The 14,019-nt window shown below is 64.8% G+C and carries 12 protein-coding genes; 8 read left to right on the top strand and 4 right to left on the bottom strand.

What is annotated here, in order from left to right; translation table 11 throughout:
* Nucleotides 1–16 precede the first annotated feature (16 nt).
* A complete protein-coding gene (gene murJ / locus F9Z44_RS06920) occupies nt 17–1,576 on the bottom strand; it encodes a murein biosynthesis integral membrane protein MurJ (RefSeq protein ID WP_159604695.1) in 1,560 nt (519 codons plus the stop codon).
* 117 nt (nt 1,577–1,693) lie between these two features.
* Here murJ and rpsT point away from each other — a divergent pair, with 117 nt between their 5' ends.
* Nucleotides 1,694–1,993 (top strand): 30S ribosomal protein S20, encoded by a 300-nt coding sequence (rpsT, locus tag F9Z44_RS06915; protein ID WP_069047062.1) that lies wholly within the window; start codon nt 1,694–1,696, stop codon nt 1,991–1,993.
* 286 nt (nt 1,994–2,279) lie between these two features.
* On the opposite strand, the gene F9Z44_RS06910 is transcribed toward rpsT, so the two are convergent.
* The gene (locus F9Z44_RS06910) at nt 2,280–2,600 is read right to left on the bottom strand and encodes a DUF3579 domain-containing protein (RefSeq protein WP_159604693.1); all 321 of its coding nucleotides are present in this window, start codon (nt 2,598–2,600) and stop codon (nt 2,280–2,282) included.
* Nucleotides 2,601–2,880: 280 nt separating this feature from the next.
* On the opposite strand from F9Z44_RS06910, the gene F9Z44_RS06905 reads away from it, so the two are divergent.
* From F9Z44_RS06905 to kynA, 7 genes are all read left to right on the top strand, one after another.
* Entirely contained in the window at nt 2,881–4,092 is a 1,212-nt protein-coding gene (locus F9Z44_RS06905) for an aspartate aminotransferase family protein (RefSeq protein WP_159604691.1), read from the top strand.
* On the top strand, nt 4,089–5,036 hold the full coding sequence (gene argF, locus F9Z44_RS06900; protein ID WP_159604689.1) for an ornithine carbamoyltransferase: 948 nt from the start codon (nt 4,089–4,091) through the stop codon (nt 5,034–5,036). Before F9Z44_RS06905 ends, argF begins: the two co-directional genes overlap by 4 nt.
* Entirely contained in the window at nt 5,036–5,965 is a 930-nt protein-coding gene (locus F9Z44_RS06895) for a class I SAM-dependent methyltransferase (protein ID WP_159604687.1), read from the top strand. The genes argF and F9Z44_RS06895 overlap by 1 nt, the downstream gene beginning before the upstream one ends.
* Nucleotides 5,962–6,276, top strand: a complete 315-nt coding sequence (locus F9Z44_RS06890) for a YkgJ family cysteine cluster protein (protein WP_159604685.1) — start codon at nt 5,962–5,964, stop codon at nt 6,274–6,276. Before F9Z44_RS06895 ends, F9Z44_RS06890 begins: the two co-directional genes overlap by 4 nt.
* 92 nt (nt 6,277–6,368) lie before the next feature.
* Nucleotides 6,369–6,995, top strand: a complete 627-nt coding sequence (gene kynB, locus F9Z44_RS06885) for an arylformamidase (protein WP_159604683.1) — start codon at nt 6,369–6,371, stop codon at nt 6,993–6,995.
* A 66-nt stretch (nt 6,996–7,061) separates the two neighbouring features.
* A complete protein-coding gene (gene kynU, locus F9Z44_RS06880) occupies nt 7,062–8,420 on the top strand; it encodes a kynureninase (protein WP_159604681.1) in 1,359 nt (452 codons plus the stop codon).
* A 2-nt stretch (nt 8,421–8,422) separates the two neighbouring features.
* Nucleotides 8,423–9,286 (top strand): tryptophan 2,3-dioxygenase, encoded by an 864-nt coding sequence (gene kynA / locus F9Z44_RS06875; protein WP_159604679.1) that lies wholly within the window; start codon nt 8,423–8,425, stop codon nt 9,284–9,286.
* A gap of 162 nt (nt 9,287–9,448) precedes the next feature.
* Here the strand turns inward: kynA and F9Z44_RS06870 are convergent, their stop codons facing one another.
* Together F9Z44_RS06870 and F9Z44_RS06865 are read right to left on the bottom strand one after the other, a co-directional pair.
* Entirely contained in the window at nt 9,449–12,847 is a 3,399-nt protein-coding gene (locus F9Z44_RS06870; protein WP_159604677.1) for a hybrid sensor histidine kinase/response regulator, read from the bottom strand.
* 8 nt (nt 12,848–12,855) lie between these two features.
* A complete protein-coding gene (locus F9Z44_RS06865; RefSeq protein ID WP_238407292.1) occupies nt 12,856–13,827 on the bottom strand; it encodes an ABC transporter substrate-binding protein in 972 nt (323 codons plus the stop codon).
* Between the last annotated feature and the right edge of the window lie 192 nt (nt 13,828–14,019).

Raw genomic sequence — 14,019 nt, 5'->3', positions numbered from 1 at the left:
GAATCAGCAGGTTACGTCATTTTCGAACGAACTGGCGCAAGTTCAAACCCGCCAGCAGCAGGGTAAGAAAATAGACCAAAACGCCACCCAGCACGCACAGCGTCAGCAAGCCCACGCGCTCCAGTGCCCGCCCCTCGAAACCCAGCCAGTTCACGCGCGCGGCCACCCACATCAGGAACACCGCCAGCAAGGCGCTCGCCGCCACCACTTGCGAGCCAAACCGGGCCCAGCCAGGCGAAGGACGGTAGGCGCCCCGGCGCATCAGGCCGATCAGCAGGAACAAGGCATTGACCATGGCACCGATGCCGATCGCCAGCGCCAGCCCGGCATGCGCCAGATGCGGCACCAGCAGGTAGTTGAGCACCTGCGTGAGGATCAGCACGACGATGGCGATCTTCACTGGCGTGCGGATGTCCTGGCGGGCATAAAACCCAGGCGCCAGCACCTTGATGGCGATCAGGCCGATGAGGCCGGCGCCGTAGCCCATGAGCGCGGTGGCGGTGCGTTGCACGTCGGCCGCGGTGAAGGCGCCGTAGTGGTAGAGCACCGCCACCAGCGGTTGTGCGAAGGTGAGCAGCGCCACCGCGCAGGGCACGGCCAGCAGCACCACCAGGCGCAAACCCCAGTCGAGCAGGCCGCTGTACCGCGCGGTGTCGTCGGCCGCCTTGGCTGCGGCAAGTTGCGGCAACAACACCACGCCCAGCGCCACCCCCAGCATGGCTGTGGGGAACTCCATCAGGCGGTCGGCGTAGGTAAGCCAGCTCACGCTGCCGGTGGCCAGGTGCGACGCGATCTGCGTGTTGATCAGCAGCGAGATCTGCGCCACGCTCACACCCAGCAACGCCGGCAGCATGAGCGTGGTCACGCGGCGCGTGCCCGGGTGGGCCCAGGCCGCCTTCAGGCCCGACCAGCGCAGGCTCACACGCGGCAGCATCCCCAGCTTGCGCAGTGCGGGCAACTGCACGCCGAGCTGCAACGCACCGCCCAGCAACACGCCCCCCGCCATGGCAAATATGGGCTCGATGCCCAGCGTGGCGAACCAGGGAGCGCCCCAATACGCGGCGGCGATCATGGCCACATTGAGCAGCACCGGCGTGGCCGCCGGCACCGCGAAGCGCTTCCAGGTGTTCAGAATGCCGGCCGCCAACGCCACGAACGACATGAAGGCGATGTAGGGAAACATCCACCGGGTCATGAACACGGCGGCATTGAAGCCTTCATCACTCAGGCCGCTGGCCATGGCCCACACCAGCAGCGGTGCGCCCAGCACCCCCAGCACACATGTGAGCGTGAGCGCCCACGCCAGCACGGTGGCGATCTGGTTGACCATCTGCCGGGTGGCGTCGTCGCCCTCTTTCTCGCGCACACCGGCCAGCACCGGCACGAAGGCCTGGCTGAAAGCGCCTTCGGCAAACAGGCGGCGCAGCAGGTTGGGGATGCGGAAAGCGACGTTGAACGCGTCGGTCAGCGCGCTGGCGCCAAAGGTGGCTGCCATGAGCAGCTCGCGCACCAGTCCCGTGATGCGGGAAGCCAGGGTGAGCAGAGAGACGAGGGAGGCAGACTTGAACAGGGTCACGGCGCGAGTGTAACGATGCGCCCACGCCCCTCGGGGGTGGCCATTGCCGGGTTGGCAGCCCGTGCTAAAATCGCGGGCTTTGCTGGCATCATCCCCAAACATTGAAGGAATCACACCATGGCAACCAAGCCGAAGAAAAAGAACCCCCGTCTGGCGTCTGGCCGCAAGCGCGTACGCCAGGACGTCAAGATCAATGCAGCGAACACCTCGCTGCGTTCCAAGTACCGCACCGCTGTGAAGAACGTCGAAAAAGCCGTTCTGGCCGGTGACAAGGACAAGGCGACCGAACTGTTCGCCAAGATGCAAAAAGTGGTGGACATCGTTGCCGACAAGGGCATCTTCCACAAAAACAAGGCCGCTCGCGACAAGAGCCGCCTGTCGACCAAAGTCAAGGGCCTCGCAGCAGCCGCTGCCTGAACCCCACCGGTCTGCCCCCGCCAGACCACCAGCCCGGACCTGAACAGGTCTGCCGTTTGAAACGGGTGCGCTGCCAGCAAAAGCAAAAAAGCCGTCGCAAGACGGCTTTTTTGCTTTTGGGGTTCTTTTGGGTTGTTTCTGGCCTGCGCCTTGACGAGTGCAACGAGGTCATCGGCCGCCGCGGGGCGCGGCGCAGCGAAATCAAGGGGGAGGGGCCACAGGCCCCGGAGGACATTCGCGGAGCCGTGCCCCGCGGTCGCCGATGACCGGACCAGCCGGAGAAAATTCAGGAAGAACGAGGCAAATCCGGCAACAAACAGGCCTCAGCCACCTGCAAATCGTTGTCGCGCGCAAAGTTCATGCAGAAGTCCCACGCCATGGGTTCGGCTTCGCGCAGGTCGATGTGCACCACCACGCACTTGATGCCGTTGATGGTGTTGGGCACGCACCAGGGGGAGTAGCTCAGGTGGCTGCCGGGCTGGGCACCGCCGGGACGAAACGGGCTCATGACACCGGCCAGGCGCTCGGCCCAGTCGCTCGGCCGGAAGGTGCGGCCGCTCTGGGTGACACCCTGGATGAAGACTTGTTTGGCTGTCGGTGAAACCATCGGGGGAAGCCTTCGGATGGAGGGCCGTTCATAGGAGAAAACTGCCACCGCAACGAGGATCGCTCGCCAGCGGAACAGCCAGGTATTCTATCTTATATAAGACCTGAAATCAGGGATTACCCGGGGCCCTGGGCCACGGTTCGCCGCGCATTTCAGCGATGCCCAACAAGCAATGATGATGCCCACCTGCTGCGCCTAAAATCGCGCTTCGACGGCTCAACCTTCGTTGAGCCGCTTTCTTTTTGGTCCCTCCAGCGCCTTTCTTTTCCGGAGCCACTGCATGAACGCCGCCCTCAATCCCGTCGCCTCGCCCCATGTGATGAACACCTACGGCCGCCTGCCGATCGCGATGTCGCACGGCAAAGGCGTGCGCGTGTGGGACGTGAACGGCAAGGAATACATCGACGCACTGGCGGGCATCGCGGTCAACACGCTGGGCCACGGCCACCCCAAACTGGTGCCTGCACTGCAGGACCAGGTAGCCAAGATGATCCACTGCTGCAACTACTACCACATCCCCGACCAGGAACGCCTGGCGCAAATGCTGGTCGAGCGCTCGGGCCTGACCAATGTGTTCTTCTGCAGCACCGGCCTGGAGGCCAACGAAGCCGCCCTGAAACTGGCGCGCAAGTACGGCCACGACAAGGGCATCGAGCGCCCCGAGATCGTGGTCTACGAGAAGGCTTTCCATGGCCGCAGCATCGCCACCCTCTCGGCCACCGGCAACCCCAAGGTGCAGGCCGGCTTCGGCCCGCTCGTGGAGGGTTTCATCCGCGTGCCGGCCAACGACATCGAGGCGCTCAAGAAGGCCACCGTGGGCAACCCCAACGTGGTGGCGGTGTTCTTCGAGACCATCCAGGGCGAAGGCGGCGTGAACCCGATGCGCGCGCAGTACCTGAAGGACGTTCGCGCCCTGTGCGATGCGCAGGACTGGCTGCTCATGATCGACGAGGTGCAGTGCGGCATGGGCCGCACCGGCAAGTGGTTCGCTCACCAGTGGGCGGGCATCCTGCCCGACGTGATGCCGCTGGCCAAAGGCCTGGGCTCGGGCGTGCCCATCGGCGCGGTGGTGGCCGGCCCGAAAGCCGCCAACATCTTTCAGCCGGGCAACCACGGCACCACCTTTGGCGGCAACCCGCTGGCCATGCGCGCCGGTGTGGAGACCATCCGCATCATTGAAGAAGACGGCCTGCTGGCCAACGCCGAGCGCGTGGGCACGCACCTGCGTGCCGCGCTGGAGAAAAGCCTGGGTGGTCACCCGGGCCTGAAAGAGATCCGCGGCCAGGGCCTGATGATCGGCGTGGAACTCACCCACCCCTGCGGCGCCCTCACCCAGCGCGCCGCCGACGCCGGCCTCCTGATCAGCGTCACGGCCGACAGCGTGATTCGCCTGGTGCCGCCGCTGATCATGACCACCGCAGAGGCCGACGAGGTGCTCGCCATCCTCCTGCCGCTGATCCACGCCTTTTTTGCCGAGCAGAGCCCGACATGACGATCCGCCACTACCTGCAGTTCAAGGACCTGAGCGCGGACGAATGCGCCCACGTGCTGGAGCGCACCGCCCACATCAAGAAGAAGTTCAAGGCGTTCGAGAAGTACCAGCCCTTTGCCGACCCCGACCGCACGCTGGCCATGATCTTCGAGAAGGCCAGCACGCGCACCCGCGTGAGCTTCGAGGCCGGCATGTACCAGATGGGCGGCTCGGTGGTGCACCTCACCACCGGCGACAGCCAGCTCGGTCGTGCCGAACCCATTGAAGACAGCGCCAAGGTGATCAGCCGCATGGTCGACCTGGTGATGATCCGCACCTTCGAACAAAGCAAGATCGAAGCGTTTGCCGCGCACTCGCGCGTGCCGGTGATCAACGGCCTGACCAACGAATTCCACCCCTGCCAGATCCTGGCCGACCTGTTCACGCTGGTCGAATACCGGCCGGCGGCCAGTGGCCAGCCGCTGGACGCGATCAAAGGCAAGGTGGTGGCCTGGGTGGGTGACGGCAACAACATGGCCAACACCTGGTTGCAGGCGGCCGAGCTGCTGGGCTTCACGGTGCACGTGAGCACGCCCGGCGGCTACGAGGTCGACCCGGTGCTCGCCGGCATCAGCAACCGCGATTGCTACAAAGTCTTCAAGGACCCGCGCGAAGCCTGCGCTGGCGCCGACCTGGTCACCACCGACGTGTGGACCAGCATGGGCTTCGAAGCCGAGAACGAGGTGCGCCGCGAGGCCTTCAAACGCTGGTGTGTGGACGAAGACATGATGCGCACCGCCAAACCTGACGCGCTCTTCATGCACTGCCTGCCCGCACACCGCGGCGAAGAAGTGAGCGCCGAGGTGATCGACGGACCGCAGTCGGTGGTGTGGGACGAGGCCGAGAACCGCATGCACGCGCAGAAGGCGCTGATGGAGTTCCTGCTGCTCGGCCGCCTGGCCTGATGCAGGCCCTGCTCGACGCGATCGCGCGCATCGAACCCGGCACCGACGCGCGCCGGGTTTTCCACGGCCGCGGTGGCCTGCACCCGGGCTGCGAGCAGTGGACGCTGGATGCGTTTCCCCCGGTCTGGCTGCTCACCAGCTTCCAGCCGGTCCCTGACGACACACTCGCCGCCATCGGGGAAGCCTTGGCGACACGGTGGCACCAGATCGCGCCAGGTGAGCCACTCAACTGGGTGTTCCAGTGCCGCGGTGACGGCCAGGCCGACACGGTTCTCATGGCCGGCAGCGTGCCCGAGCCGCACGTGGTCAGCGAACGCGGAGCGCGGTACTTGGTACACGTGCTCAAGGGGCAGAACCACGGCCTGTTCCTCGACATGGCCGAAGGCCGCCAGTGGGTGCGCGAACACGCGGCGGGCCACAAGGTGCTCAACCTCTTTGCCTACACCTGCGCGTTTTCGGTGGTGGCCTTGCAAGGCGGTGCGAAGCAGGTGGTCAACTTGGACATGAGTGCTGGTGCCATGGCCATCGGCCAGCAGAACCACCCGTTGAATGCCCTGAAAGAAGGCGCGAGTTTTCTCGTGCACGACATCTTCAAGACCTGGGGCAAGATCACGCGCGGCGGCCCCTACGGTCTGGTGATCGTCGACCCGCCGAGCCACCAGAAGGGCAGCTTCGTGGCCACCCAGGACTACATCAAACTCATCCGCCGCCTGCCCGACCTGCTGCGGCCCGAAGGACGCGTGCTGCTGTGCCTGAACGCACCGCAGCTCAGCGCGGCCTTCCTGATGGACCAGATGCAGGAGTCCGCGCCCGAGCTGGTGTTCGAGCAGCGTCTGGCCAACCCTGCAGCCTTTGCCGACGTGTCGGACGAACGCTCGCTCAAGGTGCTGGTGTACCGGGCACCGGCGGTGGTCAAAGCACCAGCATGAGTGCCTGCACCAGTTGCGGCGCCTGCTGCGCCTGCTTCCGCGTCGACTTCTCGGTGCACGAGATGCAGGACATGGGCGGCAGCGTGCCAATGGGCCTGGCGGTGGACGTCACCGACAGCACCATGCGCATGCGTGGCACCGACCACGCCCCGCCCCGCTGCGCCGCGCTCACCGGCCAGGTCGGCCAGCAGATTGGCTGCGGCATCTACGAGTGGCGCCCCTCGCCCTGCCGCGAGTTCGAGGAAGGCAGCGAGGCCTGCACCCGCGCACGCCAGCGCCACGGCCTGCCCCCCGTCGACGGCGCAGACTGAGCCACCAGTTAGTTCAGGCCTCAACAATTTCTGAGCCCTGTTGGGATTAACCGACACCACAGGTTTTTTCGCGGTGCTACCTTCACCGCACCATGAAAAAACTCTGGGACATCTCCCCGCCCGTGCACGCAGCCGCCCCGGTTTTCCCGGGCGACACGGCCTACACCCAGACCTGGGCCGCCACCATCGGCCCGGGCTGCCCGGTCAACGTGAGCGCCATCACGCTCTCGCCCCACGTGGGCGCACACGCCGACGCACCGCTGCATTACGACGCCAGCGGCGCGGCCATCGGCGAGGTCTCGCTCGACGCGTTTCTCGGCCCCTGCCGTGTGATCCACGCCGTTGGCTGCGGCCCGCTGGTGAAGCCCGAACACATCGCTCATGCGCTGGCCGACCTTCCGCCACGCGTGCTGCTGCGCGTGTACGAACGCCAGCCGCAAGACGCGTTCGACAACGACCTCCCCGCCTTCGCCCCAGAGACCGTGGAGCAACTCGCCGACCTCGGCGTGCTCTTGATCGGCATCGACAGCGCGAGCATCGACCCGGCCAGCAGCAAGACCCTGGACAGCCACCAGACCATCCGCCGGCGCGGCCTGCGCGTGTTGGAGAACCTGCTGCTCGACGACGTGCCCGAAGGCGACTACGAGCTGATTGCCCTGCCCCTGAAACTCACCGCCGCCGATGCGAGCCCCGTGCGCGCCGTGCTCCGGGAGCTATGAATCCATTGGCCATCCTCCGCTCATCCTGAGCTTGTCGAAGGATCGAAGCCCTTCTTGAGAACCACCATGACAACAACCCTCCAAGACTGCCGCGCGCTCGACGCGCAAGACCCGCTGCGCACCCTGCGCGACCTGTTCCACATCCCCGAGGGCACCATCTACCTCGACGGCAACTCGCTCGGCGTGATGCCGCGCAGCGCACCCGCGCGCGTGGCCGACGTGGTGACCCGCGAATGGGGCACCGACCTGATCCAGAGCTGGAACAAGAACGGCTGGTTCGCCATGCCGCAGAAGGTGGGCGACAAGATCGCGCGCCTCATCGGCGCCGCCCCCGGTACCGTGGTGGCCACCGACAGCACCTCGATCAACCTCTTCAAGGTGCTCTCGGCCGCCATCAACCTGTGCACAGCCGACCACCCCCATCGCAAACGCATCGTGAGCGAGCGCAGCAACTTCCCGACCGACCTCTACATCGCCGAAGCGCTCTGCAAAGAGCGCGGCTTCGAGTTGATGCTGGTCGAGCCCGACGAGATTGCATCCGCCCTCAAAACCGACGTGGCGATCCTCATGCTCACCCACGTGAACTACCGCACTGGCGCCATGCACGACATGCCTGCCGTGACCGCCGCCGCACACGCGGCTGGCGCGCTGATGCTGTGGGACCTCGCGCACAGCGCCGGCGCGGTGCCGGTAGACCTCACCGCAGCCGGTGCCGACTACGCCGTGGGCTGTGGCTACAAGTACCTCAACGGCGGACCCGGCGCCCCCGCCTTCGTGTGGGTCAACCCGCGCCACACCGACCGTTTCTGGCAACCGCTGGCCGGCTGGTGGGGACACGCCACGCCGTTCGATTTCACGCCCGACTACCAGCCCGCGCCCGGCATCACGCGCTACCAGTGCGGCACCCAACCCATGATCAGCCTGGCCGCGCTCGACTGCGGTGTGGACACGGTGCTGGCCGCTGAAGCCTTCGGCGGCATGACCGCGCTGCGCACCAAGTCGCTCGCACTCACCGACCTCTTCATCTCGCTGGTGGACGAGCGCTGCCAGGGCCACGGCATCGGACTGGCCACACCGCTTTCTCATGCACAGCGCGGCTCACAGGTGTGCCTCACACTGGACTGGTCGCCGCCGGGCCGCCCCAAGGCGACGGACGCCCCCTCGGGGGGCAGCGACCCGCGCAGCGGTGGAGCGTGGGGGCCTTCTACTGCCTACGCCATCGTGCAGGCGCTGATTGCGCGCGGCGTGGTGGGCGACTACCGCGCGGGAGATTCCGGCAAGCACAAGGACATCCTGCGCTTCGGCTTCACACCGCTCTACATCGGCTTCGAAGACGTGTGGAACTCGATCGAACACCTGAAGCAGGTGCTGGAGAGTGGCGAATGGAAGCGCGCCGAGTTCAACACCAGACATGCGGTGACCTGAGCATGTGCCCGCACACCCATTCCGAACCGCAGAAGCCCGAAGACATCGTGCGCGAGGAAGGCGCACAGCTCGACTTCAGCCGCGACATGAGCTACGGCGACTACCTGCAGCTCGACAGCATCCTGAGTGCGCAGAAGCCGCTCTCGCCCGCGCACGACGAGATGCTCTTCATCATCCAGCACCAGACCAGCGAACTCTGGATGAAGCTCATGCTGCACGAGCTGCACGCGGCCATTCGCCACGTGGCGGCCGACGAGCTGCAGCCCGCCTTCAAGATGCTCGCGCGCGTGAGCAAGATCATGGAACAGCTGGTGCACGCCTGGGACGTGCTCGCCACCATGACACCGCCCGAATACAGCGCGCTGCGCCCCTACCTCGCGCAGTCCAGCGGCTTCCAGAGCCACCAGTACCGCTGCATCGAGTTCGCCATGGGCAACAAGAACGCCGCCATGCTCAAACCGCACGCGCACAACCCCGAGCGACTGGCCACCGTACAGGCCGCGTTCGAAGCGCCCTCGCTGTACGACGAGGCCCTGCGCCTGCTCGCCCGCCGCGGCCTCAACGTGCCCGCCAGCCACACGCAGCGCGACTGGACCCAGCCCTACGAAGCCAGCGACGCGGTCGAACAAGCCTGGCTGCAGGTCTACCGCAATCCCAAGGAAAACTGGGACCTGTACCAGCTCGGCGAAGAACTCACCGACCTCGAAGACACCTTCCGCCTCTGGCGCTTCCGCCACGTGACCACCGTGGAGCGCGTGATCGGTTTCAAGCGCGGCACCGGTGGCACGGGCGGCGTGAGCTACCTGCGCAAAATGCTGGACGTGGTGCTGTTTCCGGAGATCTGGCGCCTGCGCACGGATCTTTGACTGAGGGGCGCTGACAGTCAGCCGCTGGCTCCGCAAGCTCGCGGACCGTTTTGATCCCGTCCATTTGCAGGGGCAAGCCATGCGCCCTGCCTGCCCGCTGCGGATCGGCGCTACTGACCAGCAAGGAGCGAGCGGGTGCTGGAGCAAAGACCTCCCGCACCGTCAGGTGTGTTCAACCGGGAAAGGCTGCTCGAGAGGTTGGGCACCACCCGATTGATGCTGCTGCAGTCCGTCGAGTAGAAGGATGTGGGCTGCATCGAAGTCCAGATCATCCAGGTTGTGAAGAATGTCCTCGGCGGCAGCCTGCCCCATCAGGCACGTCAGTTCCCGCTTGCGTTCCACAGCGAAATCAAGGGCATCCAGATCGCGTCTGGCCAACATCTCGGCCAGGAGGCCGAGCTGGTCCCTCTCGGCCGGTGTCAAGGTGAATGTCGCTGGCTGCGCATGTTCTTTCGGCACCTCCAGGTCTGATCGGAGGGCCAATTGAACCAGCAGTTCGTCCAGCACATCCGCCACCCGACGCACCGCCTGTGCCGGCGTGATGGAAGCTTGTTGGGTGGCGCTTTCGGCCTGTTCGGCCACCGCAGCCAGTTCCGTGGCACCCAGCATGCCCGCGCTGCCGCGCAGCTTGTGCAGGCTGGCGCACAGGTCGCTGCCGATCTCGGCATCCTTGTGATGCGTCAGGTCAGTCCAGGTTGCGCTCCAGGTCGAGTAGTTCTTTTGCAGCAGGGTGAGCAGCTTCTTGAAAAGCGCCAGGCTGTTGCTGGAACAGGCCTTGGCCAGTGCACTGTTGATGCCCGGTATCTCTGGCCAGGGCTGGGAATCCGCGCGACCCGCCGCGAGGTCTCTTTCGTCGAACTGGACCACCGCGACCGAAGGAACCTTGCCTCGCCGAAGGCCGATCCTGTGGCGCAACACCTTCACCACCTCCAGAGGCTCCAGCGGCTTGGTCAGGAAGTCGTCCATGCCGGCAGCAATGGCACGATGGCGCTCACTGTCCAGTGCACCCGCCGTCAGTGCGATCACAGGCAGGCTTTCAAACGCAGCGTGGGATTTGATGAGTCGGGTCGCAGCCAGACCATCCAGCACCGGCATCTGCACGTCCATGAGCACGGCATCCACCGAATCGGGGTTGGACATCAGCCAGTTGGCCGCCTCCTGGCCGTTGCAGCAGGTGTGGCAATCAGCACCCTGCAGCTGGAGCAGTGCCACGGCAATCTCCAGGTTGAGCTCGCTGTCATCGACCACCAGCACGCGCGCTCCCTGCAGCCAGCGAACGCCCCCGTCCATCGCTCGGGTCTTGCGGATCAATCGATCCTGAAAATCGTCGCCCTTCGCCATGGCTTCAATGACCGCATTGAAGATGGAGGAAACGTCCAACGGCTTTCCCACGGTGCTGTGCGGGGGCAGCGCCAGCAGCTCCATGGAGGCCAACTCCCGCGCATCGCCCAGCACGATGGCCGGCAAATCATGGCCCTGGGCCTGGCGGGCATTCACGACGTCGCGCAGCTTGTCAGCGCCTTGCACACCCAAGGCCGCATCCATCAGCAAGACGTCCGGGTCGCCCGTCTCCGCCGCCAGGGGCTGGAAACAGACCCAACCCAATGCAGCGAGGCGACGTCGCATGTCCTGGCACATACCTTCATCGGCACACATCAGGGCAACTTCGATCGGACGGCTCGCTCGCGCGGCGAGGGTCACCGCATGAGCGTCGGCTTCAACCAGCGGCAGCGTGATCGAGAACTCGCTGCCCACGCCGAGTGTGCTGCTGACCTCGGCATCGCCCCCCATCATTCGCGCCAGGTTGCGAACGATCGAGAGTCCCAGTCCTGTGCCGCCAAACTGCCGGGTGGTGCTCTCGTCGGCTTGCACAAAGGGCGTGAACAGGCGCCCGATCGCATCGGCTGAAATGCCCACGCCGCTGTCCCGCACCACCACAACCATCCTGGGCTGCGAGCCGTCGTTTCGCACATGGGTCGACAGGCCCACCGCACCCGCCGATGTGAACTTGATCGCATTGCCCAGCAGGTTGCTGAGCACCTGCCGCAGTCGAAAGCGGTCTCCGACGATCCATTGAGGCAAATCCAGTGCGGTGTCCTGCCTGAGCACAATGCCCTTGCCCTGCGCCATCGGACCATGGATTTCCAACAGCTCGTCGATCAGTTCGCGCGGCTGGAACGGCTGCATGTTCAGTGACATCTCTCCAGCCTCGATCTTGGCCAGATCCAGCACGTCGTTGATGATGTCCATCAGCGCATGCCCCGCCCGATCGGCCTTCCCGAGCAGCCCATTCTGCAGCGGCTCCAGGCTCGTCTCCTGAAGCATTCTGTGCATGCCCAGCAACGCGTTCAAGGGCGTTCGGATCTCGTGGCTCATGTTGGCCAGAAACTGGCTCTTGGCCAGGTTCGCCTGCTCGGCCTGGGTGGTGCGCAGTTGCAGCTCCGCGTGCGTGGCCTGAAGCTGCCGCTGTGCGTTCTTCAATTCAGAGACATCAAACACCAGCACGTAGAAGCCATGGACAGATCCACCTCTGATGTCTGGCAGGTAGCGTGCCAGGGAATGTCGAGGGGGACCTCCCGCTGGATCCGGAAGTTCACGCTCGAAGGTCTGCTCCTTGCCAGCCAGTGCGCCCTCCAGAAAGACACGGTTTTTCTCCATCAGCACTGGCCCCAGCAAGGCGTGCATGGACTTCCCCGGCATGGAGCTTGGATCGAGGCCAAACCAGTCTCGGTACGCGTGGTTGGCGAACCGGCAGATCAGGCCTTGATCCCAATAGCCGATCATTGAAGGCATGGCATCCATGATGCGCAGCAGATCGGACTGCGCGGTCTCCAGGGCTCTGGTGCGCTCCTGCAGGCCTTGCGCCATGGCGTCGAAGCGCCTGGCCAGGTCGCCCAGCTCGTCCCGCGAACCGTAACCGGAACGCGCACCCAGATCACCCGCTTCGATCGCGGCCGACGCTGCCTGCACCGAATACAACGGATGCAACACCCTGCGCAGCACGATGACCGTGACACCCAGGATGAGCAGGAAGAACACTGCGGCAAATACCGTCGAATACCAACGCTCCCGCTCCTCAAGGCGATGACGGGTTGCGGCCACATTCGCCGCCATGGCCCGCGCCGACTCGCCCAGTTGGCGAGACTGGGAGACCAGTTGTTCGGACAACATGGCAACCTGTGCGCGATTGACCGGGCGGTCCGAAGCGATGGCGGCCGACTTCAGGACGGCCAGCAAGTTGGGCAGCTCGGACAGGTCTTCACTGAGCTGGGCCACATCGTCATGGGGAATGATCGATTGACCCTGCATGGCGTCCAGCGAACGGGTGAGCTCCTTGTGAACCGCGTACCACTGCTGGCTCGCCCGTTCGTTCGCGTTCAAGGCGATGTCCTGGCCGAAGATCACCAGATTGATGGTGTCGTCGGTGATTCGATCGGTGGTCTGTTCGATGACGTCCAGTTGGCTCAACACCGCCTTGCTGTTGAGCACCGAGCCCATTCGAACGACGGCGAGAAACATCGCCGCCGAAATGACACAGAGCAATGCCGTACGGATGCGCATGGTGAAGCCTATTTGAACAATCGCGCTGCCTGAGCATCCAGCTGCCGCAGTGGCCCGACGCGGATTCGCTGGAGCAACCGGGGAGCCGGCGCATCGCCTGGCACCAACCCGTTGACCCGTGCCCAGCGCTCCTGAGATTCCAGGTTGGAAACCAGCGTTTGTCCAAGGCTCAATCGGAAGTCGAGGTCTTCCCAGCCCTTGGCGAGCTGGTCCGCAGACACCATCATCACGCCGGCCACGATGGCTCGGCCCTGGGCCGGTTCGTCTTTGATGAATCGTTCCGCCCTGCGCAAAGCGCGCAGAAACTTCAGTGCATCGTCGTCGCTCACCCCAGCTGCGGAAGTCTGGCTCAACAGATTGAACGTTGCGGTGTAGATCGGCAACTGCTTGGCAACGATGCCCCTGCCCTGCAAACGCGCCAGAGCGTCCGGAACCTGTGAACTGAACAAGCCCGCGGCGTCCACTTGGCCGCGTTCCAGAGCCTGTGCCGGATCTTTGGCATCCAGCGGCACGTGAATCACCTCGTTCTGGTCAATGCCATGGAACAACAGGAAGGCGTCCGCGAAGTAGTGGGCTCCGGTCCCCGCCAGCACACCAATGCGCTTGCCGCGCAGATCGGAGGGGCCTGTGATGCCCGGGCCCTGCCGAATCACCATCTGGTTCTCGCGTTTGGACGTCGAGATGGTTGCCAGGATGTCGAACTCCTTGCGATTCATGAAAGCGAGCAGTGCCGGCACATCCGCGGCAGTGGCAAAGTCAACCTCGCCAGCCACCAGCTTTTCCACACACATGCGCCCAAGTTTGAAATGCTGGATATCCAGGGACAAGCCCTCCTGCATGAAATAGCCCTTGGCCTCGGCCACCAACGCAAGAGTCGCATAGGCCACATCGGACACCGCGAGCCTGAGCGGACGAGCAGGCTGGCCGGCCTGCGCAACGGGACAGCCAAGACTCAACGACAGCAGCGATGCGGTGCACATCCGCGTGACGGTGCGCCGGTTGTGCAGAGTGGGCGCGCTGAATCTTTTTTGGTCCAAAGGAAGACCCCTGTTGTCCGCTTGGGCTGGCTTGTATGGTTCCTGCAGAGGTTACGGAGCTTTGGCTCGCGTGATCCTCGGAAATGGCCACCAATCACCGGTCATCTGGGATGCAACGCGCCTTCAAGAATCTGG

The sequence above is a fragment of the Hydrogenophaga sp. PBL-H3 genome (assembly GCF_010104355.1).
Classification (GTDB): Bacteria; Pseudomonadota; Gammaproteobacteria; order Burkholderiales; family Burkholderiaceae_C; genus Hydrogenophaga.
This window is presented reverse-complemented; position numbering and strand designations above follow the sequence as displayed.

What these genes read in the sequence shown, in the direction of transcription:
- F9Z44_RS06910 (WP_159604693.1), bottom strand. Translation starts at nt 2,600, where the DNA reads ATGGTTTCACCGACAGCCAAACAAGTCTTCATCCAGGGTGTCACCCAG.
- kynA (WP_159604679.1), top strand. Translation starts at nt 8,423, where the DNA reads ATGTGCCCGCACACCCATTCCGAACCGCAGAAGCCCGAAGACATCGTG.
- F9Z44_RS06890 (WP_159604685.1), top strand. Translation starts at nt 5,962, where the DNA reads ATGAGTGCCTGCACCAGTTGCGGCGCCTGCTGCGCCTGCTTCCGCGTC.
- F9Z44_RS06905 (WP_159604691.1), top strand. Translation starts at nt 2,881, where the DNA reads ATGAACGCCGCCCTCAATCCCGTCGCCTCGCCCCATGTGATGAACACC.
- rpsT (WP_069047062.1), top strand. Translation starts at nt 1,694, where the DNA reads ATGGCAACCAAGCCGAAGAAAAAGAACCCCCGTCTGGCGTCTGGCCGC.
- F9Z44_RS06870 (WP_159604677.1), bottom strand. Translation starts at nt 12,847, where the DNA reads ATGCGCATCCGTACGGCATTGCTCTGTGTCATTTCGGCGGCGATGTTT.
- argF (WP_159604689.1), top strand. Translation starts at nt 4,089, where the DNA reads ATGACGATCCGCCACTACCTGCAGTTCAAGGACCTGAGCGCGGACGAA.
- F9Z44_RS06865 (WP_238407292.1), bottom strand. Translation starts at nt 13,827, where the DNA reads ATGTGCACCGCATCGCTGCTGTCGTTGAGTCTTGGCTGTCCCGTTGCG.
- F9Z44_RS06895 (WP_159604687.1), top strand. Translation starts at nt 5,036, where the DNA reads ATGCAGGCCCTGCTCGACGCGATCGCGCGCATCGAACCCGGCACCGAC.
- kynU (WP_159604681.1), top strand. Translation starts at nt 7,062, where the DNA reads ATGACAACAACCCTCCAAGACTGCCGCGCGCTCGACGCGCAAGACCCG.
- kynB (WP_159604683.1), top strand. Translation starts at nt 6,369, where the DNA reads ATGAAAAAACTCTGGGACATCTCCCCGCCCGTGCACGCAGCCGCCCCG.